Annotated in this window: 20 protein-coding genes; 18 read left to right on the top strand and 2 right to left on the bottom strand. The window is 41.2% G+C overall.

From position 1 onward, the window contains the following. Window positions 1-8 precede the first annotated feature (8 nt). The 3 genes from BUA56_RS02735 to BUA56_RS02725 all read left to right on the top strand — a co-directional run bounded on the left by BUA56_RS02735 (window position 9) and on the right by BUA56_RS02725 (window position 3653). A complete protein-coding gene (locus BUA56_RS02735; protein ID WP_072848830.1) occupies window positions 9-449 on the top strand; it encodes a CheW domain-containing protein in 441 nt (146 codons plus the stop codon). Between the two features lie 26 nt (window positions 450-475). After that, on the top strand, window positions 476-2737 hold the full coding sequence (locus tag BUA56_RS02730) for a bifunctional diguanylate cyclase/phosphodiesterase (RefSeq protein WP_072848828.1): 2262 nt from the start codon (window positions 476-478) through the stop codon (window positions 2735-2737). A gap of 61 nt (window positions 2738-2798) precedes the next feature. Then, entirely contained in the window at window positions 2799-3653 is an 855-nt protein-coding gene (locus BUA56_RS02725) for an AraC family transcriptional regulator (protein WP_072848826.1), read from the top strand. Window positions 3654-3698: 45 nt separating this feature from the next. On the opposite strand, the gene BUA56_RS02720 is transcribed toward BUA56_RS02725, so the two are convergent. Then, window positions 3699-4055 carry a PqqD family protein gene (locus tag BUA56_RS02720; protein ID WP_072848824.1) on the bottom strand — a complete coding sequence of 119 codons (357 nt, stop codon included), beginning with the start codon at window positions 4053-4055 and terminating at the stop codon, window positions 3699-3701. 3 nt (window positions 4056-4058) lie between these two features. Next, complete coding sequence (locus BUA56_RS02715) at window positions 4059-5975, bottom strand: OPT family oligopeptide transporter (RefSeq protein ID WP_072848822.1); 1917 nt, start codon at window positions 5973-5975, stop codon at window positions 4059-4061. 161 nt (window positions 5976-6136) lie between these two features. Between BUA56_RS02715 and BUA56_RS02710 the strand changes: the two genes are divergently transcribed. From BUA56_RS02710 to BUA56_RS02640, 15 genes are all read left to right on the top strand, one after another. Beyond that, window positions 6137-6556 carry a sigma factor-like helix-turn-helix DNA-binding protein gene (locus BUA56_RS02710; RefSeq protein ID WP_072848820.1) on the top strand — a complete coding sequence of 140 codons (420 nt, stop codon included), beginning with the start codon at window positions 6137-6139 and terminating at the stop codon, window positions 6554-6556. A gap of 550 nt (window positions 6557-7106) precedes the next feature. Then, a complete protein-coding gene (locus tag BUA56_RS02705; RefSeq protein ID WP_072848818.1) occupies window positions 7107-7502 on the top strand; it encodes a hypothetical protein in 396 nt (131 codons plus the stop codon). Window positions 7503-7529: 27 nt separating this feature from the next. Next, complete coding sequence (locus BUA56_RS02700; protein ID WP_072848816.1) at window positions 7530-7997, top strand: phage tail tube protein; 468 nt, start codon at window positions 7530-7532, stop codon at window positions 7995-7997. 137 nt (window positions 7998-8134) lie between these two features. Continuing rightward, window positions 8135-8587 (top strand): hypothetical protein, encoded by a 453-nt coding sequence (locus BUA56_RS02695; protein ID WP_072848815.1) that lies wholly within the window; start codon window positions 8135-8137, stop codon window positions 8585-8587. Continuing rightward, on the top strand, window positions 8587-9192 hold the full coding sequence (locus BUA56_RS02690) for a Gp15 family bacteriophage protein (protein ID WP_072848813.1): 606 nt from the start codon (window positions 8587-8589) through the stop codon (window positions 9190-9192). Before BUA56_RS02695 ends, BUA56_RS02690 begins: the two co-directional genes overlap by 1 nt. Before the next feature lie 200 nt (window positions 9193-9392). After that, window positions 9393-10967 carry a hypothetical protein gene (locus tag BUA56_RS02685; protein WP_072848811.1) on the top strand — a complete coding sequence of 525 codons (1575 nt, stop codon included), beginning with the start codon at window positions 9393-9395 and terminating at the stop codon, window positions 10965-10967. Next, window positions 10967-11677 carry a phage tail family protein gene (locus BUA56_RS02680; RefSeq protein WP_072848809.1) on the top strand — a complete coding sequence of 237 codons (711 nt, stop codon included), beginning with the start codon at window positions 10967-10969 and terminating at the stop codon, window positions 11675-11677. Before BUA56_RS02685 ends, BUA56_RS02680 begins: the two co-directional genes overlap by 1 nt. Next, window positions 11677-14712, top strand: coding sequence for a phage tail spike protein (locus BUA56_RS02675; RefSeq protein WP_072848807.1), 3036 nt, complete (start codon window positions 11677-11679; stop codon window positions 14710-14712). Before BUA56_RS02680 ends, BUA56_RS02675 begins: the two co-directional genes overlap by 1 nt. Then, on the top strand, window positions 14705-14941 hold the full coding sequence (locus BUA56_RS02670; protein ID WP_072848805.1) for a hypothetical protein: 237 nt from the start codon (window positions 14705-14707) through the stop codon (window positions 14939-14941). The genes BUA56_RS02675 and BUA56_RS02670 overlap by 8 nt, the downstream gene beginning before the upstream one ends. Before the next feature lie 52 nt (window positions 14942-14993). After that, window positions 14994-16271: a collagen-like protein gene (locus tag BUA56_RS23260; protein ID WP_072848803.1), complete on the top strand. Its 1278-nt coding sequence runs from the start codon at window positions 14994-14996 to the stop codon at window positions 16269-16271. Window positions 16272-16377: 106 nt separating this feature from the next. Beyond that, complete coding sequence (locus BUA56_RS02660; RefSeq protein ID WP_084067594.1) at window positions 16378-17733, top strand: MATE family efflux transporter; 1356 nt, start codon at window positions 16378-16380, stop codon at window positions 17731-17733. A 105-nt stretch (window positions 17734-17838) separates the two neighbouring features. Beyond that, window positions 17839-19425, top strand: coding sequence for an N-acetylmuramoyl-L-alanine amidase family protein (locus tag BUA56_RS02655; RefSeq protein WP_072848800.1), 1587 nt, complete (start codon window positions 17839-17841; stop codon window positions 19423-19425). A gap of 247 nt (window positions 19426-19672) precedes the next feature. Next, window positions 19673-20272 carry a hypothetical protein gene (locus BUA56_RS02650; protein ID WP_072848799.1) on the top strand — a complete coding sequence of 200 codons (600 nt, stop codon included), beginning with the start codon at window positions 19673-19675 and terminating at the stop codon, window positions 20270-20272. 29 nt (window positions 20273-20301) lie between these two features. Further along, on the top strand, window positions 20302-22212 hold the full coding sequence (locus tag BUA56_RS02645; protein WP_072848798.1) for a site-specific DNA-methyltransferase: 1911 nt from the start codon (window positions 20302-20304) through the stop codon (window positions 22210-22212). A gap of 13 nt (window positions 22213-22225) precedes the next feature. Continuing rightward, window positions 22226-25318 carry a restriction endonuclease gene (locus tag BUA56_RS02640; protein WP_072848797.1) on the top strand — a complete coding sequence of 1031 codons (3093 nt, stop codon included), beginning with the start codon at window positions 22226-22228 and terminating at the stop codon, window positions 25316-25318. Window positions 25319-25323: the final 5 nt, after the last annotated feature.

Raw genomic sequence — 25323 nt, 5'->3', positions numbered from 1 at the left:
GACTGTGTATGGAATCCGGACACAGCGATGAGATACTTTGTATCCCGGGAGACAGGAGGAATTATGGGATAGAGCTTTTCCAGGTAGTAGAGATATGTTCTTCCCTGCAGATTTCCAAGGTTCCGTGTTTACCTGATTATTATGCAGGAGTGTGCAATTATAAGGGGACAATTATCCCGGTAGTCAGACTTTGGGAAGAGGGAGAAGCAGAATCCGGGGACAGGGATATGATGATAATCGTTAGAGAACAGAATTTTCAGATGGGAATCCCTATAGGAAGGTCTCCCTTTATCATAAAGGCAGCCCAGTCAGAGCGGATAGAGAATGTCCGTACATTTATTGAGTCAGAGGTGTGGGCTGTGAAGGAAATCTATAAAAAGGACGGAGAACTCTATCTGACAATTGATATGGAGCGTACCATGGAAAATCTGGTTATTTATCCTGTATAATCCAGAGGGAATGTGAGGGCAGAAGATTGAATCAACAAAATTTCAAGAAGCAGATTGTGATTCCCGGTATTCTGGTTGCCTTGATAAGCGTGATCCTGATTGGTATCAGCATATTTATTTATTCCAGTATTCAGGAGACCCAAAAGCAGGAAATAAAGCAGAACCTGAAAGAGATTGTCTCACAGTACAGTAATATTATAACTACTAAAATTGACGGAGACTTCCAGACGCTGGAGGCAGTCTCTATATTTGTAGGAGAAACGGATATTTCAGATCTGGATCAGGTAATGGGATATCTGGAGGCTGAAAGCAGGAGGAACAGCTTTCTGAGGATGGGATACGTAACTCCTGACGGAATTGGTTATTTTGTAGATACAGATGGAACGAAGCATTACAGCCAATATGTGGGAGACGAAGAATTTGTCCGGGAGGCGTTTACAGGCAGCAAGGCAGTGTCCGATACAATGAAGGACAGATTCTCAGATAACTCTATTAACTGCTACGGAGTTCCGGTTTATCACAACGGGGAGATAACGGGCGTCCTGACGGCTACGAGTCTCTCTTCTAAATTTTCCGAAATAATTGAACAGAAGATATTTGAGGGAATTGCATATGTGCATGTCATTGATGAGGATGGGAACTTCATTATCCGTTCTCATCATGTGGTGATCCAGGAGGAGATATCTAATATTTTTGAAAAAGGGGAATTTCCCGGGGATATCAAAAAAGAGATGCTGGCAGATATGCGGGCGGGGAAAGAGGCTTTTGGCAATATTGGATATGGGGGAACAGACTATTGGATGGCGGTAGTGCCTGTAGGAATTAAGGACTGGCAGATCTACTGCGTGGTACCTCAAAAGTTCTTGAATAGTAACTTTAACACCCTGCTATGGGTATTCCTCAGCGTTATGCTCTGTATGGTTCTGCTGTTTGCCGTACTGTTTTTCTATATTTACCGTTTGATACGAAGAAGCAGAGAAACGATGGAACAGCTGGCATATACCGATACTCTGACTGGTGCAGAAAACCGGAACCGGTTTACTGCCGATCTGCCGGGGCTGCTGAGAGGGTCTGCAGACTATGCCCTGGTCCTGTTTAATATCAGTGGATTTAAATTCATCAACGAATTCTTTGGCTACGAGACAGGTGACAGGCTGCTGAAGCATATTGCCGATGTTTTGAAATCCAGCATGAAGGAGGGGGAGCGGTATTACAGAGACAGTGCGGACCGCTTTGGGATCTTTATGTATTATAAAGGCAGAGAGGAAGCTGTAAAACGTCTGGAGCAGATTCAGAAGCAGATTAGTGATTTCAGTCTGAGCCAGAACCAGAGTTATCACATTATCTGCAACTTTGGAGTGAAAGTCATTGAGGAAAAGGACTGCGGGAGGAACGCAGATATTGATACCATAATGAACCGTGCTATGCTGGCTCTTAACAGCGTAAAGGGAAATGACTATAACGCCATCGCTTTTTATGATGAGGTGCTTCACCAAAAAGCAAGAAAGAAAAGTGAAGTTGAGAATAAAATGTATACTGCTCTGGAGAACAGGGAATTCTGCATGGTGCTGCAGCCCAAATATGCTCTGGGCACCGGTAAGGTACACAGCGCAGAGGCCCTGGTGCGGTGGTATGCTAAGGACGGAACGGTATACTATCCGGATGAATTTATACCAATATTCGAAGAGAATGGGTTTATTACAAAACTGGATATGTATATGCTGGAGGAAGCGTGCAGATACCTCAGCAGCTGGCTTGAAAAGGGCTATCCTGCAGTGCCCGTATCAGTCAACCAGTCCAGGCTGTTTTTCTATGATTCTGAATACATGGATAAATTCCATGAGATTGTAGATAAATATCATCTGGACCCCTCTCTGATTATCCTTGAGGTAACGGAGAGTGTTACCATGAATCATCTGGAACAGATTAAAGAGGCAATGGAACGGCTTCACACCATGGGATTTCGTGTATCTATGGACGATTTTGGCAGCGGGTATTCATCCCTGAATATTCTAAATGAGCTGTACATTGACGAGCTTAAGCTGGATAAGGAATTCCTGTCGAATCAGGAGGACAGCTGCCGGGGCGAGGTGATTATGAAGAATATTATGAAGCTGGCACGGGATCTGTCCATCACTACAGTGGTAGAGGGGGTAGAGACCGAACAGCAGGTAGAATTCCTGAAATCCATATCCTGTGATATTGCTCAGGGGTATTATTTCGCTAAACCGATGCCTGCGGAAGAGTTTGAGGAAAGGTATCTGAAAAGCAGAGGCTCTCAAAACTGAACAGAAAAAGAGAGGACGCGTAATTTATAAATCTGTATACTAACGGTAAGGAGTTGAGCTTATGGAGTGGATCGAGAGATGGAACGGGGCAATGAAATATATAGAAGAACATCTGGCGGGCGAGATTGATTATGAAGAAGCTGCGAAGGCAGCCTGCTGTTCGGTCTATCATTTTCAGAGGATGTTTGGGTATATGGCAGATGTATCTCTTGGAGAATACATCCGGCGCAGACGTATGTCCCTGGCGGCAGTGGATCTGAGGAACAGAGAAGAGAAGATTATAGATGTGGCTCTGAAATACGGCTACAGTTCGCCGACGGCCTTCAACCGTGCGTTTCAGAGTATACACGGGATTCCCCCTTCTATGGCCAAAGAAGACGGCGTCTCTCTAAAATCCTACCCTCCGCTCAGCTTCAAAATCACAGTAAAAGGAGCAGATGAGATGAATTACAGAATTGAGCAGAAAGAGGCATTTCGTGTAGTGGGGGTATCACAGCCCATGTACAAAGAGATTGAGAAGAACTTTGCGTCTATTCCCAGGATGTGGAATCAGGCTGCTGAGGATGGTACTATCCCCAGACTGGTGGGGCTTATGAACACTTCTCTGAAAGGTGTGCTGGGAATCAGTGCCTGCTGCACAGAGGATAACTGGAGATACTATATCGGAGTGCCAAGTACCGCTCCGGTTCCGGAGGGAATGGAAGAGTATACGGTAGAGGCCTTTACCTGGGCAGTATTCCCCGGGACAGGAGATATGCCCCAGTCCATCCAGAGGCTGGAGCAGAGAATTGCCACAGAATGGCTTCCCACCTCCGGGTATGAGTACGCCAACGGGCCGGATATAGAGTTTTATATCAGCCCGGATCCCCAGAATGCCAGCTATGAGGTATGGGTACCAGTGGTGAAAAAGGATTAACAGGAAAAAGAGGATGTGCCTTGACTGCAGCACATCCTCTTTTATTCAGGGTTTTTGGAAACTTATAAAGTGATAGCTTTCTAATATCTGAAAATATTTGGCCAGCCGCTCATAGAGAGGGGCGGCCTCATGTCCGAATTCTTCATCTACCTTCTCTCCCAGTCTTATAATATCGGTTTCTCCGTCGATAAGAGGCCATACAAAGCTTCCCAGCTTATCCAGGTGAATCTGCGTTACCTTTGGTTTGGCCAGGAGCTTTTGTGCCGCACGGTTAAAAAAACCAGTGTTTTCTACCAATAAGGTGATCGTGCCTTTCGAATCCTCTTCCCATTGAATAGCGTTGTTTTTCACAGGAATATATTCCAGATAATTCTGATTTATCACTTTTTCTTTCTTTTTCATAATCTATTTTCTCTCTTTACGTTTTCTCCACAGCGAGAACTTCAGTACACTTAGAATTACCAGCGCAAATACAAGAAGGCTGCCGATATTGGCTGCAGCAGGGGGCAGGCCAAGCTTACCGGAGAGATCGATGACAGCATCCAGGTTGAAGACTGCCAGTATCGCGAGAATGATGCCTACCAGTCCTTCTCCGGCAATCATGCCGGAGCAGTACAGAATACCGTCGCTGATAACTGAAGCTTTCTTTTTCTCATCCTGCTCTTTCTTTTTATCCAGACCCAGACGGATTAATCCGCCCACCATAATACATGCATTTAACTGTACCGGCAGGTAGACTCCAATAGCAAAGGGAAGTACGGGAATTCCCAGTATCTCCACGGCAACAGCCAAAAACACTCCGATAAATACCAGGGTCCATGGGAGGTTATTTTCCATAACGCCTTCCACAATCATTTTCATTAACATAGCCTGGGGAGCACCCAGCTGATCAGAGCCAAAGCCCCACGCGGCGTTCAGAAGATACAGAACTCCCCCGATGGCAAGGGCTGCGGCAATCACCCCGATCAACTCACCAATCTGCTGCTTTTTCGGAGTGGCTCCAAGCAGATAACCCGTTTTCAGGTCCTGAGAGGTGTCCCCTGCAATCGCGGCTACGATACAGATAATGGAGCCGATGGCAATTGCCCCCTGCATCCCGTGAATGCCGCCGTCCCCTGTAAACTTCAGAATAATGGTAGCGATAAGAAGCGTAGCAATCGCCATACCGGATACCGGGTTATTGCTGCTTCCCACCAGACCTACCATACGGGAAGAAACGGTAGCAAAGAAGAAGCCAAATACTACTACAATCACAGCACCCAGAAGACTGACAGGAATAGGAGGTGCCAGCCAGATGGCCAGGGTAATCAGCGCTACGCCGCCCAGGATAATTCCAAAATTCAGATCCCTACCTGTACGGGTGGTATCCATGTTCTGACTTCCTTTCATCCCTTTGATGGCATCACGGAAGGTTCTTATAATCAGAGGAAGTGATTTGGCAAGGCTTATGATGCCTCCTGCAGCCAGGGCGCCTGCGCCGATGTATCGGATATAGCTTCCCCAGATACCGCTGGCACCCTTGGCAGCAAAGATTTCTTTGATGGGTTCCGTTCCAGGGTATAAGGTGAGGTCAGCCCCGAAGAGTACAATGGCAGGTATCAGCACCAGCCAGCTGACCAGACCGCCGGCAAACATGTAAGAAGAAATTCTGGGACCGCAGATATAGCCTACACTCATTACGGCAGGATAGATCTGAGTTCCGATCTCCCCTGCGAAACCTTTAACTTTTAAAGATACTTCGCTTGGGACGATTTTAAGGCCGTCAATAATAAACTTGAAAGCTGCTGCAATCCCCATACCTGCAAATACAGTGGAGGCGTTAGCGCCGCCTTCTTCCCCGGCCAGAAGTACTTCCGCACATGCAGTTCCTTCCGGGTAGGGTAAGATGCCGTGTTCCCTGACGATCAGCGCATTCCGCAGAGGTACCATAAACAGAACCCCCAAAAGTCCCCCTAAGAGAGCAATCAGAGTGATTTCTATAATACTGGGAGTCTCCATCTTACCCTCTGCGGCCCAGAGAAACAGAGCCGGCAGTGTGAAGATGGCTCCAGCGGCCAGAGACTCTCCCGCCGAACCAATGGTCTGCACAATGTTACTCTCCAAGATGGAATTTTTGCGCATAATTACGCGGATAACACCCATGGCCAAAACAGCGGCCGGAATGGACGCGGAGACAGTCATACCCACCCGCAGTCCGAGATATGCGTTGGCTGCACCAAAAACTACAGCCAGTATCACCCCCATAATAATCGAGGTGACAGTGAACTCCGGCGTGATGCGATCAGCCGGAATGTAAGGTTTAAAGTCTTTTTGTTTGTTCATATCTTTCTCTCCCTTTTTAGTCATACTGGACTATTATAGCGAAAGGTGTAGAAAACTGCAAGGAGAAATAGAAGAAATAGACTATTGACAATTCTTGGATATCGCAATATTATAAAATTAGAACATATGTTCGATAAAGAAGCAATAAGGGGGATGAAATCATGGAGGATGAAAAAACGATCAGTGATAAGAAGAAAATGTATTTAAATTCTTATAAGCAGGCAGTGATAGCAGCAAAATTAATTGAGGAGGAGATTGAGGAGATACAGACTCATAAGATGAATCCAAGTTATGCTATGGTATCGATGCCCCATGGGAATCTAAAAAAGGATCTATCGGATTATGTTGTTCTGATAGAGTGCAAAACGAAAGAACTGATACAGGCCAGATACCGCAGAATCAAGTTGTATTCAGATATCATTGACAAGATAGAGCATATGGAAGATGAGACGGAACGGAATCTTCTTAGACTAAAGTATGTGCATAATAAGACATGGGAGGAGGTTGGTGAAGTGTTAGGCTACTCTTACCGTCAGGTACATAATATCCATAATCGTGCATTGCAGGATTTTAAAATATAAACAGTGCATAGAATTGCACACAATATCTGTGATAGTATTAGGATGTAGAAATTTGAGAGATAAGAATTTCAGATTTCTGCTGTTTTTATCAATAAGACGCCCTGGCCTGCGTCTTATTTTTGTGCACAGAAATTGATGAAAATACTAGACGCTGTCTAAATATCATTTGTATTGGTGAAAAGGAGTTATTGTGACAGCAGAAGAAAAAAGGCTTAGATAAGTCGGAAGAGTAAAGCAGGTAATGCCTGGAGCGATTGTTTCAGCATTCAGAAGTGTCATACCAGCAAGCCGGTATTAAAATTGGAGGATATACATAAGCTCAGATAAAATCGGGGATCTGAGTGTTTGAGGAGAATTCTCATCCTAAGCTCAATTCTAATGGGCAGACAGTGAAAACGTATAAAAAAGATATAAATACAGGATCATCCGATTTAAGCAGTTTTTCATAAGAAAGATAATGAATACCCCGATTTCTATATAGTTAATAGGCTTATTTAAATGATACAAGAGATAAGTCTTAGCTTTAATTACTAAAGGAGGTTAGTGAGAAATGGAACCGCAGGTTGAAATAATAAATTTGGTAAAAAGTACCGTAGAGAGTGGCTGTGACCTTCCAACAGTAATCTCTTTAGAGGGATTATCAGCAGACGGCGGATTATATGTACAATTTGGGGAGGGATATCAGGAAGATATTTATTACGATAAAAGCAGAATTATAGTACTTCCAATTATATTTCTCTGTAAAGACACCAGCCAGATTATATGTATTGAGCAGCTTAGTAAGATATGTAATTTTCTGCAGAATATGTCTGAATACCCGGAAATGGAAAGTGCTGTCTGGCTGGATGCCCAAACAGTAAAAGAACCTAACAAACTTGATATAAAGGAAGAACCTTTATGTGTGTACTCATGTACAGTCAATATTAGAATCTTTAATAAAAAATAAAGTACTCAGAAAGAATAGGTGGATAATATGGCAGAAGTAAAATTACCAGAAAACAAAGTAGCACCGGAAATTAATTATGAGACAGAGGCATTTATTAATGTAAAACCGGGACAGGAAACTGCTGACTGGGCGTCTATGGCAGCTTTGACAAAAAATATGGCTCAGACGCTAAACGAAGTTCTTTATCAGGCAAATTATTATGCGGATAAGGGGTGGGGCAGCACTGAAGTAACTGGTGCGCAGATGACATTAACCGTGACTGGGGATGTAAAAACCGGAGATAAAGCAGTTGAATATCTGCTTTCTGAAGAGGTAATGTTTGGATTTGGAGAAAAAAGAAAAACTCATCTGAAACTGCAGAAGGGGAACAAAGTTATTATTTGGCCGGTTACATTAGCAAACATTACTCCGGCTTATGGGGACAGCAATCAGCCTAATGCGTTGACTGTAACTATTCATGGAAATGGTGCTCCATCTGTATCTACAGCAGTATAAAACTTAAGTCCCGAGCCGCAGTACTTGTATAAGTACTGCGGTACTTTAAATAAAAATAGAGGTACTCTAAAAAGGATGCTAAATACACAGATGTATTGCATTTATTATAGGACAGAGAATATAAGGAGAAACGAGATATGGCATATCAGGCAAAAAGAAGTAAAAAGTTTACTGAAGATTTTGAACTCGTAAACGAAGAGGGAAGGGTAGAAAAAACAATTCATGTAGAGCTGGATGCTGATGATGTAGTTAGACGCATTAATGAAAAATATATAGAATTGATGAACACAAGAAATGAAATTGTTGATATCAAAACGGATATTGAATCTAATAAGGCGATGGAAGACGCTTTTGAAAAATTAGGAAGAGCCACAGTTAATCTTTTCGAGGCAGTGTTTGGCACTGAAGATACAGGGATTATTGTAGATTTTTATGAAAACAGGTATCTGGAAATGACAAAAGAAGTCACTCCATTTATTACAAAAGTGGTAATTCCAAGACTCCGCGAGATTGCGGCTGAGAATAAGCGGGCGGTTTTGGAGTCTTATAATCGAAAAGAATCTAAGGGGCTTTCAGGCCGGAAGAAATAATGGGTTTTTTAACGGAGTATTTTACAAACGAAATTGAAGCCGCAAACCGTAGGATAAAAATAAATGCGTCTTTTGATACTGTCCTTGAAATTCAGAATTTATTTCAGGAAGAATCTTTGACAGAAGTGGATAAAATAAAGCAGGCTCTTAAAATGTTAGTAGTGAATGAATATCAGCTTATAGGTTTATCTCTTTCTCAACAGGCGGATCTGCTTACTAAAATATTTAAGGAGTGTATAAATATAAAAAATAGAGGCAGTAGTAAAAAAGACACAGTTCCAATCTTTGATTTCGAAAAAGACGGTGAATACATATATTCTTCCTTTATGAGTGACTATGGAATTGATTTGTTGAGTGAGAGAGGCAAATTACACTGGAAAAAATTTATTGCTTTATTTTCTGGTTTATCGGAACACACAAAAATCATGGAAGTTATTAAGATAAGAACTATGAAAGTACCTAGATATAATGGTCATAATCAGGATGAGATACAGGCCATTTTAGATCTTAAATCCTGTTATGCCTTAGATGTAAAAGGACATGGAGGCCAAGAGGGTCTTGATACTCTGTTTATGACTCTGGAAAGAATGGCGGTGACGGATTGACGGAAAAAGGGAAAAAAGTCATGTGTCCATATTGCGGGTACAGAATGCCTATCACATGGAAGCCGGAAGCTGAATGCAAAGGTGTTTATGTGACATGCAAAGCCAGACATTGTAAAAAAATATTTGAAATACGTATAAATCAAGACAAGTAGAGCCAATATGCGCCGATGTCTTTTTAAGAAAGAAGGCAGGTGGAAAAAATGGCTAAAAAGGAAAATGATATATTAGATTTTAAAATTGATGTGGAGCAAGTTAAGGCAGATGCGGAAGAGGTATATGCATTAGCAGTAGAAACAAAACAAAAAACAAATAAAAAGTTAGAAGTTATAGATGGTGAATATAGAGAACTCTCATCTAAAAACTTAGAAAAGGATAGGAAAACAGCAGAAGAAGAGAATGAAAAAAAGGTAGAGTCTGAGAAAAAAAATTCAGAGAGAAAGCTAGAAAATCTGAAAAAAATAGGAAAGGCAATGGCTAAAACTTCCGAGGAACTGGGAAAGAGTATCTGGGAATCTCTCAGCAAAGCAAACGATGGAGAAATTGACAATCTATTTAAAGGATTAAAATCGAGTGTAGACGAAATGATAGCACCTTTAGGGGAACAGCTTATGCCTTTACTTTCACAGCTGGTAGAAGAGATAACCCCTATGCTGCAGGAAGCGATTCCCCCACTAATTGATTCTATAGGTGAAGTGGCTCAGCAAATAATGCCTATGATAGAAGAAATGCTTCCTCTGATTATGGATGCAATTAGTCAGATAACGCCTCTTCTAATGGATGTTGTGGAGGCGGTTTTGCCGCCGCTTCTTGATTTTATTACAGAGCTTACTCCTGTGTTTTCGGATATTGTAGAGGCTATATTGCCGGTATTTGTGGAGCTGCTAGAGACTATGCTCCCTCCGTTTATAGAAATGATTGAGAATATCCTCCCTTATTTTTTGGAAGCAATAGAAGCATTAATGCCGTTGTTTCAGGGGATTATGGAACTTTTATCTCCTATTATTGAGCTGTTTTTTGCTTTGGCAGAACCTATACTGGAATTGATTAGTGCCGCACTAGAACCACTGATGGAAGGCGTTATGAAAGTTGTGGGAGTTATTAAGGAAAATCTGGGGCCAGTGCTGGAAGGATTACCAGAAACATTTTCAATGATTATGGATAAAATACTTCCCGTAGCCAGTGAATTCATTGGAGGATTGGTTGATACTTTTTTAGATCTCATTGTATTTATAAAGGACATTTTTTCCGGAAATTTGGAAGGCGCTCTGGAAGGACTAAAAGGTATTATTGTAAGAATTGTATCTGGATTTGTGAATCTTTTCCGAGATCCCCTGAATGGACTAATTGATCTGGTAAATAAGTTTATACGGGGATTAAACAAAATGCAGATACCAAGCTGGGTACCTGCTGTTGGTGGGTTTGGAATACATATTCCTGAAATACCAAGGCTGAAGGTTGGTCTCGATTACGTTCCACGTGATTTTTTTCCGGCTTATTTAGATGAAGGGGAAGCGGTTCTGACCAGAGAAGAAAATGCTATTTTGAGAAAGGCGGGAGGGCTTGCAGGACTTTATGCAATGATGAGTGTACAGCCGCTGTATCAATTGTCAGGAAACACTGAAAATGCAATAACCTTCGATTATGAACGTATGGGGCGGGAGACAGCTAACGCACTTCGTGGAATGCAGGTTTCAATAGATGGGAAACCTGCAGGCAGAGTAATGGCTCCTTATATTGACAGAGAATTAGGAAGAATAAATGGAAGGAGAACATAATGGAAAAAGGAGTAACATTTGACGATAAACACTCAACAGATTTTGGACTAAAATTGATTAATATCTACATACCTATGCCTTCACCCAAGACGAACCTGCTCCCTATTCCGGGGGCAGACGGAAGTCTTGACCTTACGGAAATTTCGGGAAGACCGATGTATGAAAACAGAGAGGGACTGGAAATGACATTCATACTTCTAAATAATGATTATTATGATTGGTTTCAGGCTTATTCAGAAATCGGAGAATATATCCATGGACGGAGGGTAAAAGTAATCCTTGATGATGATCCCAATTATTATTACATATGCAGGCTTAGTGTTGACGGTAAAAAGAGCAATCCTGCGTTAGGCGAAATTATAATCAGTGGTTCTGCTGAACCCTATAAATATGATGTAATTTCCAGCATGGACGACTGGCTGTGGGATCCATTTGATTTTTCTTCAGGAATTATAAGAACAATAAAAAATGTTAAGATAACTCAGAGTTATCATACTATCCGTATACCTGAGGCAGGAGCAAGTGCAGTACCTATTTTTATAGTCACCGAAATGAAATCCCCTATGACTGTAAGTGATGGGCAAAATATATATGAACTATCAGAAGGTAAGAACCGATTTCCGGAAGTAAGACTGGGAAAGAAAGAAGTGATTCTTACATTTTCCGGAGAAGGAACCATTACGATTGATTATCGGGGGAGGTATCTGTGATGTATAAAGCTTATATAAATGGAAGACCATTATATATTCCGGGAGATGAGTTAGCAATTATTCGGGAACCAGTGATAAAGCAGGCATTGAATGATGCGGGGAGCTTTGAATTTATAGTTCCGGATGTAAATCCTGAATATGAAAACCTTGAAGTCAGGACCTCTGTAGTCCAGGTCATAAAAGATAATAAAGAAATATTCTATGGCGAAATAAATGAAATAGAGAAAAAAATTGATAAAGAGAAACAGGTCTGTGCGATTGGAGAGATGGCTTTTTTATTTGACACTATTCAGCCGCAGGCAGTATATCAAGACAAAACACCCAGGCAGCTGTTGGATAGCTGGATTATGATTCATAACAGCAAAGTAGATGATAAAAAAAAGTTTTATACAGGAATTGTATCTGTATCAGGCAGTAATGAGAATATTTCGGTAAATACAAATAATGAAACCACTCTTGACTGTATACGGGAGATACTATGTGATAGGACGCATGGCTATCTCAGAATACGCAAGAACAATGGAAAAAGATATCTGGATCTAGTGGATTTAAAGAACTATGGAAAGATATGTGAACAGCCGGTTCGATTTGGGAATAATCTGTTAGACTATCTGGAGAACGTATCAGGAAGCGATATTGCCACGGCGTGCATTCCACGGGGAGGCCGTTTGGAGGAAAGAGCCATAGAAGGTATGGACGCCTATACGGATATAACTAGTGTGAATGAAGGAAAAAATTATATTCTTCTTTCTGAGGCTGTGGAACAATATGGATGGATATGCAAAGTGATAGACTTTGAGGATATTTTTATACCTTCTATTCTTAAAAGTAAAGGTGAAGAATGGCTGGCCAGTGTGCAATATGAGAACATTGCTCTAGAGGTCACGGCAATAGACTTGTCTTTGTTAAATAGTTCTCTGGATTCATGGGAATTGGGAGATTCAGTTAGAGCAGTTGCAGAACCCTTTGGATTGGACAGGTATTTCCCCGTGAATGAAAAAGAAATACATCTGCAGAATCCTGAGGCAGACAGTATGAAGCTTGGAACAACTATAAAAAGAGGATATGTGGGGCAGACCCAGGAAAATAAGGAATACATAAAAAATGAGCTGAACAAGGTACATCAGACGAGTTCATTTTTACAATCCGCAATAGATAATGCTTCGCAGATGCTGACAGGGGATAAAGGCGGTTATAAAATAACGGAATATGACGGAAACAACAGATTCCTGAGAGAACTGTATATGGATGCCATGAACAAAGAGGATGCTGTCAATGTTATGCAAATAGGGCCGAAGGGAATAGGACTGAGTACACAGGGGGTTAATGGACCTTATGATGATGCCTGGATACTCGGCCTGGGATTAAATGCAAAATATATTATTGCTGGAACCATTAAAACCGAAGCGCTTTCCACAGAGTATAGGCAAACTGTCACAAAAGAGATAGAAGAAGCAGAAAAAAACGCAAAAAAATATGCAGAATCAACCACGGAAACGTCTATAAATGCAATGGAAGATAGAATTTCACTTAAAGTAAGCGAAGAAATTTCATATGTCATGCATGATTACTGTCTTAATGGAAAATTTGATGAAGATTTATCCAATTGGTATGTATCCAACAGTACATATGTAAAAATCCATTATAGTAATCTGGGAACTTGTGCACGTTTTACAGGTGGATCTATAAATGCATACCTTAGTCAGAACTGGAACCTAAAGAAAGGGAAATATAAGGTACGATTTAAAGCAACCTCTGAGTCTGGATACCAGACAACGGCAATCGTAAGGTGTGAATTTAATAATGAAATAAATCGTACTCCAGAAGGGAAATTGGAATCAGGGGTATGGAATCAATTTGAATACGAGTTTTATGTACCACAAGATGGAGTAAAATATTTATTCTTTTATAATGATTCACCAGGATCTCCAATTTGGATTACAGATGTTCAGGTGCTGGGGGGATATGAGGAGTACAATGAAGCTCAAATAAAAGTGCTGGGTGACAGCATATCAAGTATGGTTTCAAAAGACGATGTGGGGAGCTACGTAGGGCAATATTACGATAGAGTTATTACGGCCTTTAATGATGATAGCAGGTATATACAAATCACAGCTGGTGAAATAGCTGTATATGATGATGGAGCCGAATTGAGCAATAAAAGGGCATCTTTTGATGAATCGGGAATTAACTTTTGGCGTGACGGATATAATCTGGGTTACATTGGTGCAAGCAGTTTGCGTATTAATAATTATTATAAAGGTCTTGTGTTTAACTTGGAAACATGGGGTAAATTTATGGCTTGGGGATATTTGGAAAATCCCTCTGATAATTATTATAATATGATGTTATATTTTTTTACCAAAGCTAATATCTCTGACAACCCATATCCAGGCATTTATCTGGGACATGATATGTATGCAAATGGATATACTATTTCTTTGGATAGTGAAGGAAGGACCTGGACTGTAGGCTATAGTAATGGTGCAGGTATATGTACCCGAGATACCTTTTGGATCCAGAGCGGAAATGAAGATACTATTGCACAATTTGATAATTCAGAAATAATATTGGTACGGGATACCTATGCTAATGTTGTAGGGACACCCTCAGATGAGCGTTTGAAAGAAAATATATTTGATAGTAAAATAAATGCATTACAAATATTATCCGAATTAGAATTTAGAGAATTTGACTGGATAGAATCCAAAGAACATGAGCAACTAGGGTTAGTAGCACAGGAGGTGGAACAGATCGAGCCTGAGCTAGTAAAGGAAAATTCTGAAGGAATAAAATACATTAATCCTACACGGCTTTTGTGGTATTGTGCCAAGTCAATCCAACAGTTATCTCATATGATGACTCCTAATGAGGCAGAAAAACCTGTAAAAAAATATTATAAAGGCAAAAAATTCACAGTGGATGAAAAAAAGGAATGGATAGCTGAGAGAAAAGAAAATAACAGACCAATAAAAGGAAAAACTCATAAACTTAAAGTCCCTGTTGAGCATAAAGGAGGTATGAAATATGAATAGTAGCAGTACACAACTGCCGTTGGCAGTTTTATTAAACAAGGCTGAGGAAGAAATTGGAGTGGCTGTAATGAATACAGGAAAAAAATACAGTTTATCAGCTACCTTTCTGGATACTGCGTTGACAAGTGTCGGGGCCAAAATAAAGGATATGAAAGTTGCAGAGCTTTCTGAACAGCTTTCTGCAATACTGAAAGACAAGGAAGATGATACCCAGGAAATTAAAACTTAATAAGAATCTGTTTAGTGTTTATACATTGAAAAAAGGAAGACAGGAGGATTATATGGCAGATATTAGTAATGAAATATATGATTTTCAGGCAGCTAGAAAGGGTGAAGATGTTAGAGAAAGCTTAATATCTCTTGCGGAGAAAGTGAATAATGAATCATCAGAGGCATCAAAGAGCTCTGCTGAGTCAGCTCTGGCAGCTCAGGAAGCGGTTGCATTGACTTCAGCCGCTGCTACAAATGCAAACAGTAAGGCTCAATTAGCAAATGAAGCTGCTAAGCTGGCTGAAACTGTGGCAAAATCAATACAAAACAAACTGGAGAATGGAGAATTTATAGGTCCACGAGGGCCTATAGGAGAGCCATTTTATATAGCCAAGGTTTACCATAGTATAAGTGAAATGAATGCCGGCTATGCATCGGATGGTGTCAAGAATGGAAGTTATGTAATGCTCAGTACTGGAAACGTGGAAGATGAGGATAATGCAAAGGTTTATATAAAAGGCAGCGCAGCATATGAATTTATTGTGGATTTATCGGGGGCAAAAGGCTCCCAGGGGGATAAAGGTGATCGGGGTGAGAAAGGGGATAAAGGCGACCAAGGTGAGAAGGGAGATACCCCTTCCAGTATTCCTGGAAATGCAGGGAGCGCCACAAAACTTCAGAATGCAAGGAAAATCGGTGGTGTGGCATTTGACGGGGGCAGCGATATACATCATTATGCAGAATGCGCTACTTCTGCCGGAACCAGTAGTAAAAGTGTCAGCCTTAATGGATTTAATCTTCTGAAAGGGGCAGGGGCAGTAGTTAAATTTATAAATGGAAATACTGCATCAAATCCAACACTAAATATTAATAATACTGGAGCAAGAAGTATTTACTACAAAGGACAAGGGGTACCGGCAAATTATATCACTGAGAACGTTTTTATTGAGATGGTATATGACGGTGAACGATATAATATAGTTGGAGATTTAGCACAAGCACAGATTAATACGTTACAGACATTAGCAGGGGAAACTGCAGGCCGAGGTGTTGTGAATGCTGCATTTAATTTATTAAACGAAGAAATATATAAAAAGGGGGACTGTGTCTTTGTAAGCGTAAAATTGTCAAATAAGAATGCTTTATCAACGGGAGCAATGAATATTTGTTATACACTTCCAGCCGGGTTTAGACCGACAAAGGAAGCTAATATTATGATTGGAGTGAATGTAAATCAATGTGCCGTAGGATGGATAAGACCTAATGGTGAAGTTGTGATCGTGACTAATTTTGCAGCAGTAGTTGGAATAGAAATTAGGATTATGTCTCATTTTAGAATGAGTTCGTAATTTTTTAGAACAAAAAGAAGGCGCATATCAAATAGAAAGTATGGCAGATCTACTAGTATTCCCTTATACATTTATGCTAGAATAAATACATAAAGGGGGAAATATTGTGAAAAAGGAAATAAGAGCCAACAGTCTGGATCTGACTCAGGGCAGTATTATACGAGGCATTCTTCTGTTTTCGGGTCCATTGATTGTAGGCAATATCTTTCAGCAGCTTTATAATACGGTAGATTCTGTCATAGCAGGCAATTATATCGGAAAACCTGCGCTGGCAGCCATAGGTTCCAGCAATTCACTGATAAATCTTATCATAGGGCTTTTTATGGGGATTGCAACCGGAGCTGGTGTGGTAATAGCCCAATATTATGGGGCAAAGAATGAAGAAAAAATGCAGTGGGCCGTACATACCTCCATTGTTCTCAGTATCATAGGGGGAATTATACTCACTGTGGTAGGAGTTACCTTGACCCCGCAAATACTACGCTGGATGGGGACACCTGACAGCGTTATGAAAGAGGCTGTTGTATATCTTAGGATTTTTTTCCTGGGATCTGTGTTTAATATTGTTTACAATATGGGGGCAGGTATCCTGCGGGGGGTAGGGGATTCCAGAAGACCCCTTTACTATCTGTGCGCTACGTCAGTTGCAAATATTATACTGGACCTTATCTTTGTCATCAGTTTTCAGATGGGGGTAGCAGGAGCAGCGATAGCCACAATTATATCCCAGGGGATATCATCTGTTTTGGTAATAGTGACTTTAATGAAAGACAGGGATATCTATACTCTTCGTATTCACAAACTAGGGTTAGACAAAAGGATGACCAGGCGTATCCTTGTTATGGGAGTTCCTACAGGGATTCAGTCTGCGGTAATCTCGCTTTCCAATGTAATTGTGCAGGCTTATATTAACAGCTTTGGACAGGATGCTATTGCCGGTTCCAGTTCATACATGAAGATCGACGGATTTATTGTACTTCCGATTATGAGCTTTGGTATGGCAGCCATGACCTTTACAGGCCAGAATATAGGAGCAGGGAAATTGGACAGAGTAAAACAGGGGGCGGTAAAAACGCTGCTGATAGGCTGCGGATACTGTGTGATCATGTCAGCGGTACTTCTGATTTTCGGCAGGGATGCGCTGAGCATCTTCTCACGGGATACGGCAGTTATAGAATATGGATATCTCATGTGCAAGATACTGGCCCCATTCTATGTTGGCATCACAATAGCACAGGTAATGGGAGGCGTATTCCGGGGAGCTGGTAAATCGATGTCTACTATGTTAATTATGATAGGAAGTATGGTGGGGGTCCGGATTCTGTGGATTCAGATTATGACGAAAGTATATTTTACTTTGGATACCGTACTTTGGGGATACCCTGTTTCCTGGTTCTTTGCAACCATGGGAATGGCCATTTATGCCTGGAAAGGGAAATGGTTGGTGAAGCAGGACCGATAGTAACCATTTAGAAAAAAGAGGGGTGGATACCCTGAGAGCAGACAGTATAAAATTGTCTGCTCTCAGGGTTTTTTTATGCCCATTAATAGAATTGGAGGAAGAAAAATGTTAAATAGAATTATAAAAAATATAGGTTTACTTATGTGCTGCAGTGTAATGCTTATTACACCTGCAGTTACTGCAAATGCAGCTGTAGAGGAGAAAACTGTCGGCGGAACGCCATCCGTTAAGGTTCATTTTTTAACATTGCGCGGAGCTGATACAGATGCGATCGTACTGGAAGCCACCGACGCAGATGGAACCAAACACTTCGGTATGGTAGATGCTGCAGATGATACGAATGTTCCTCCCGGGGGAGCGCCGACTCCAGGATATGAGGATGAAGTAAATGAGTATTTGACTAAATTAAACGTCAATCATGATAACTTTGAATTTTTCATTGGGACACATGCACACAGTGACCATATAGGGGGGGCTGATGAAGTTATAAGAGCTTTTGGTCCCCAGAGAGTATATATCAAACCCTATTCAGATAATAATGTACTATCAGCTGATAGGAAATGGGATAATGCATATGTGTATGCAGATACAATAAAAGCAGCGCAGGATACAAACGCAAAGCTTATTACCAAATCGACACCTGTAGATAAAGAGGAGTTTAAGCTGGGGGAGAGTGCTGATATAGAATTGTTTAATTTTGAGTATGATCCGAATGAGAAATTTTACGATATCAACAGTGCATCTATTATCACCAAAATGTCTGTATTTGGCCGCAAGGTTCTATTGACAGGCGACATGAATACCTATACGACATCTAACGTAGAGGATGATGTATACGGACTGGAGAGTGCTTTGATCAGAATGAAACTGGTAAAAGATATTGATATCTACAAATTGGCGCACCATGGGATTGCAGGTTCTAATTCTAAAGCAATGCTAGATGAAGCCAATCCTAAATATATTGTACAGACTGGGTATTTAGGCAATATACCAAATGCTACTATGGCGCAAATCAACCAAAAAGTGGGCTCAAAGTTCTATTCTACCAGTTCCTATTATAATTTACTTTCTGCCATTGTATTTACTATAAATACGGATGGGAGTATTGAAACGAATATACCTAAATTCACACCCGGTTTTGTCACAACACCGAGAGGAACACAGTATGCGGATAACAACGGAGCATTAATTTTTAACCAGTGGATTCTTACTGGGAATAAGTGGTACTATTTTGGGCCCAATGGACTGATGCAGCGCGGATGGGTATATTTTGAAAACCGGTGGTATTATCTGAACTCTGACGGCACAATGAAAACAGGCTGGTTATTAGACAGCGGCAGATGGTATTATCTGAATGAAGACGGGAACACAGATCGCGCTCCGGTAGGATCTATGAAAACCGGATGGTTACTGAACGGCAACCGGTGGTATTATCTGAATGAGGAGGGCAACACTGATGGATCGCCTGTGGGATCTATGAAAACAAGCTGGCTGCTGTGGAAAGGCAAATGGTACTACCTGAATCCTGAGGGGAATGCGGATGGGGCTCCTGTGGGTTCCATGAAAACGGGGTGGCTGTCTTACTATGGAAATTGGTACTATTTATTGTCAAATGGTGAAATGGTAACTGGAACCGTTACCATTGATGGAAAGCGGTACACTTTTAATTCAGATGGAAAATTAATTTCTTAAAATTATAACAATACGAGTAAAAGATTGGGCTGATAGGGTTAAAAACTATATCAGCCCGTTTTTTGCGCTTATTCTAAGAAGGAGCATTTGCCAAACGCTGTAACAGATATCCCGATAGAGTTGATATTGTTCCGATAATTAGGTATACTCGGTGGTAAAGCGAGGTGCAGATTTTAAGCTTATTGACATTCAGACAGAGACTGAAACAGTAGATGGTTTAGAATATTATGATAATGGAGGAACAAGTATGGCGGTTACAAGAGATACAATTGTTAAAATACAATTATCAGAAGCAGATATGCATATTTGTACAGAGAATGCTCAAATTCTTTGTGAGACTATGACAGACCGCAGGGATTTGCATGCAAGAGGGTATATGGAGAGATTTATAGATATACTGATGGGAGAAGCAGCGGAAGCGGCTGTCATTAAATGGCTGCTCCAGAATAGGAAATATGCGGTCTCAGCAGTAAATAAAAGATCCGGAAATCCTGATTTGGGACATGACATTATCTTAAAAGATATACGGGGAACCGAAATAAAATGTTCGGTAAAATCTTCCTTGTCGGTGTATAAAAGCACAATTGATGATATATTAGATACTTTTACGGTGGCAACCAAGGCGAGCGAACTGCGGAAGGTAAATATTCAGGTATATTATTGGCTGAAGCTGAAAGGAGAACCTAGAATTACTGTACCGACAGAAAGGAATATGGCAATAATAGGCTGGATTGGGGAGAATGATGTGAAGGAATTTGGCACATACAGCACAGAGAATCGCCAGGCACCAAAGATGAAACTAAGGGATACACGTCCGATGCATAGTCTGCTGGAGTACCTGGTTTAGCGCTGTGAGAGAAGGAGCAGAGATTGAAGATGAAAACAAAACAAGTTGACAGGAATATAAATCATTTTCAAAAGGATAACCTTATAAAATTGGCGCAGATCTTTCCTTCCGCTGTCAAAGACGGTGAAGTAGACTTCCTTGCTTTAAGAGAAGAGCTGGGTCTTTTTACAGAGGTCAAAGAAGAAAAGTACGAATTCACATGGGCAGGTAAGCAGAACGCTAAAAAAGCGGCACAGGAGGATGTTTTTGGAAAGACATTAAAACTGGTTTTGCCTGAGAGCAAAGAGGCGGATAAAACCGAGAATATTTATATTGAAGGCGATAATCTGGAAGCGTTAAAGCTGCTTCGTCAGAACTATTACAATGCAGTAAAGATGATTTATATTGATCCCCCATATAATACGGGAAATGACTTTATTTATAATGATAATTATAAAATACCGTCGGCAGACAGCCTGAAAGCAGAAGGCGATATGAGTGATTTGGGTGAGAGATATACAGTAAATACGAAATCTAATAACAGGTATCATGCAAATTGGCTGAACATGATGTATCCGCGGCTGCTGGTAGCAAAGGATTTATTGACAGATGACGGAGCTATTTTTATCAGCATCGATGATAACGAGCTGGAAAATGTAAAGAATCTCTGCAATATGGTTTTTGGTGAGAGTAATTATGTTGCAATATTTCCATGGAGAAAGAGAACCGCCAAATCAGACGTTCCATTTGGAATCTCTCAGGATTATGAGTGGATTGTATGCTATGCAAAGTCTTCCTTGTTCAAAGGAAGTATAGCAGGAAAAGAAAGAAAATACTATGAGAGTGATGATTACCCAAATCGTCCTTGGAGAATACATGATTTGACAAAGCAGACAACCGCAAGTGAGAGACCTAACAGTTACTTTACAATAATCAATCCTAAGACCGGCGCGGAATACCCTGCCAATCCCAACAGAACATGGGCAATTACGCAGGATACCTTTAAAAAATATTATGATGAGGGCAGAATTGTCTTCCCTGGGGATTATTCTTTTCTAAATATTAGCAAGCCGGCGCTGAGATATTGGAAGGAAGATGATATGGAGAAGGCCGGGGAGGACTTTGGACGGATCGCAGTAAGTACAAAACTCGGAGATGATATTGGAATGTCCCAGGATGGAACAAAAGAAATAACGAACTTGTTTGGGAGCAAAATATTTCCATTTCCCAAGCCCTCATCTTTAATTTGCTTTTTGTGTAAGATACACACCAGTGGACATGATATCATACTTGACTTTTTTTCAGGATCAGCAACCACTGCACATGCAGTCATGAAGCTGAACAGTGAGGATAAGGGCAAAAGAAGGTTTATCATGGTCCAGATTCCTGAAGTCTTAGAGGCGTCAAGTGAGGCATATAAGGCAGGCTTTTCTACGATATGTGAAATTGGCAGGGAGCGTATCCGTCGTGCCGGCGAGAGCATTGTGAGAGAGAATCCGGACTGTGAAGTGGATACGGGATTTAAAGTGTTCCGTATCGCGCCCACCAATATAAAATGGAACTCACTTATGGATGCAGGGCAGCTTGATTTCTCACAGATCGAAAGTGCTCCGGATCTTGCGGACTTTATGCCCGGGGCGAATGACGCAGATATTGTGTACGAATTAATGCTCAGACAGCGCAACGTAGCTTTATCCGAGTCTCTGGAACAGCTGTCTGACATTGGAAGACGCACATATCTCTATGGGGGCAGCTATCTGGTATGTCTGGAAACAGAGATAACCGTAGAATTGATAAATAAACTGGCAGAGCTTGTACCGCTGCCGATCAAGTTTATTTTCAGAGATTCTGCGTTCAGGGACGATATTGCATTGAAAGATGAGACATTTCGAAGATTGAAGGCACTTATCTCGAAGAATGCCGGAACTGATAAACCTGTATATACCGTAGAATTTATTTAAGGGGAAATGAATCATGGCAAGACGAGTAACATTTCAGTTCGATGACAGCCTTGACTATCAGCTGCAGGCGGTGAATTCTGCGGTAAAGTTGTTTCAGGGATTGCCCAGACGAGTGGATGGCATCTATGGCTCACAGCGTATTCGTAAGATTGGTGAAGGAGATCCCGTAAGAAATCATGATATTCCAGTAGAGTCCAGATTATTAGAGAATCTAAGAAGTGTACAGCTGCAGAATAATCTCTTTGCTGATTCTGCCTTGACAGAGGGCAACAACTTTACAATAGAGATGGAGACGGGTACAGGCAAAACTTACGTGTACCTTCGTACGATTCTGGAGTTATATAGAGAATATGGCTTTAAAAAGTTCATGGTAGTAGTACCTTCCATTGCAATCCGTAAAGGAGTTGAAAAGTCGATGGAACAGCTGCAGGAGCATTTTAAAAGATTGTATAATGTGGATATAGCTAGGCACAGCTTTGTCTATGACAGCAGCAATCCCAAGCAGGTCAGTTCTAAGCTGGTGGAGAGCAGTGATTTAAGCATTTGCGTAATGAACATACAGGCGTTCAATAAGAATACGAATAAGATTAGAACAGAAGATGAGTACGGGCAGATACTTTGGGAAGATATCAAATATATTAAGCCAATTATCATTATCGACGAGCCCCAGAAGCTGGAAGGCACAAAGAGGAATAAATCCCAGTCTCTGAAAGCCATAGAAGAGCTGCAGCCATTATTTACATTAAGATATTCTGCAACTCACAAACAGCTGTATAACCAAATCTACAAGCTGGATTCTTATGCCGCATATCAGAAGGAGCTGGTAAAGAGAATTGCAGTAAAAACTGTACACGGGGTGATTCCTAAAGATTATCCATACATCCGATATGTATCCTTTACCTCTGATTTGAAGGCAAGAATAGAGATATTCTCACAGGAGCAGGGCAGCACAATCAGATTTAGGAGCTGTAATGCCCGGGGAGGTACTTCTATTGAAGAATTGTCAGGCGGTCTTTTGCAGTACAAAGACATGCGTGTTGCCGGGGAACCCCACAAACTTAAGCCCCTGGTAATAGCAACAAAAGAGAAAACGATTGTATTGGAACAAGGACACAGTACCTATGAAACTGAAAAAAATGAAGCTGTGCGTATTCAGATAAGGCTTGCGATTCAGAACCATTTTGAAAAACAGATAACAATTTTAAATACCGGAAAAAAAATTAAGGCACTGACGCTGTTCTTTATTGATTCTGTGGATAAAGTCAGGGACAATGCTGTGCCGGACGGCAGGGGAGAGTACTTAAGGATTTTTGACGAAGAGTATAAGCGGTATGTCTCTCAAAATAGGGCTGTGATTGAAAAATACCAAGCGTTCTTTCCGGGATATACGAATGTACAGTCGGTCAGAGAAGGCTACTTTGCCCTGGACGCAAAAAAAAATGCAGTAGAAATAGAGGGATGGGATTCAGGGGCTGACGAGGATACTATGAAAATCAAAGCAAAGTCCCGGGAAGACATCGACCGCGGCATCAGCCTGATTCTGGAGAAAAAGGACGAGTTAATATCCTTTGAAGAGCCTCTTGCATTCATTTTCTCTCATTCTGCCCTTCGTGAGGGCTGGGACAACCCGAATGTATTTACCTTGTGTACATTAAAGTCCGGGGGTTCGGAGACAGCGAAAAAGCAGGAGATTGGCAGAGGCTTAAGACTGCCGGTAGATATATTTGGCAACCGCTGCCTGGATCATACAATCAATGAACTTACAGTTATCGCAAATGATTACTATGATCACTTCGCAGCAGCATTACAAAAAGATTTTAATGATACTATGAATTATAATAAGAATGAAGTTACCGCTGAGATTCTTATTTCCACTCTAAAAGCCGCCGGGATACCACAGAGAAAAATCACGCCCGAATTGGCAGACACATTGAGACAGGAACTGATTTCCGCCGGTGTGATGAATCGGGACAACTTGTTACAGGGCACAACAGTTCAAGTTACGAAACTGATTGATACCATGACTTTTGCAGAGGACACGCTCTGCGAACACATGGAGAAGATCAAGAAGGAGTTTAAAGAGCTGATGGCACAGAAAGGCACGAAGAAGATTGCGATTCGCAATGGGGATAATGAGACTTGTGAAAATAAGGTAAGATCTTTTGTCACACAGGGGGAGTTTAAACAGATTTACTTTGCCCTAAGGGAAAAACTGGTAAAGCGGACGATATACAAATTCAGGATTGATAAAGATAAATTTATTCAAGACTGTGCATTTGAAATCAATCATTACCTTAGGTTTATAAAAGCAAGGAATGTGTACAAAATAGAGGCTGGCACGGCCGGATTTAATGAATCTGCAATGTTCGTTATGGAAGAGGTGTCCTGCAAAGCAAAGGAACTGGAGCGGGAAGCGGCTTTTGGGCCAAAGAGTGACTTTGAGATTGTAACTTATATCATGTATCATACGATGCTTCCAAGACTTGCCATATTCAAGATTATTCAGTCTGTTGAGAAAAGGGAGCTATTGAATAATCAGGATATTCTGGATACAGTGACACAGATGATTCTGAAGCGTTTAAACCATACGAAAGCTGCTAATCTGACTTCTTATGAAGTGATAAAGGGGTATGAACTGGATAGTAAGAATATCTTTGAGCTTGATACCATCAGCGAAGAGGACTTTAAGGTAGAATGGAGAGTTTTTCAGGCAAATGCCGCTCATAGTTCTGCAGTGAATGAATATTACAAAATGGACAGCAAAGGAGAGAAGGAGTTTGCGGAAAAGCTGGAAAACAATCAGAATGTATTGCTGTTTACAAAACTGAAAAAGGGAGGCTTTGTCATTGATACTCCTTATGGCAATTATACCCCTGACTGGGCTGTTGTGTGCAGGAAAAACAGTCTGCAGGCTCCGGATTTGGGGATCTACTTCATTGTTGAAACCAAGGCAGGCAGGCAGGATATCAATTTACAGGAAGTGGAGCAAAACAAGATTCAGTGCGGCAAACTGCATTTTCAGGCAGTAAGTGATCAGATACGGTTTGACTGGGTGAGCAGTTATGAGGACTTTCGAGATAAATTTGGGGTTGCAGAGAGTGAATAATCAGA

The sequence above is a fragment of the Lactonifactor longoviformis DSM 17459 genome (genome assembly GCF_900129135.1).
GTDB classification, from domain to species: Bacteria; Bacillota; Clostridia; order Lachnospirales; family Lachnospiraceae; genus Lactonifactor; species Lactonifactor longoviformis.
This window is presented reverse-complemented; position numbering and strand designations above follow the sequence as displayed.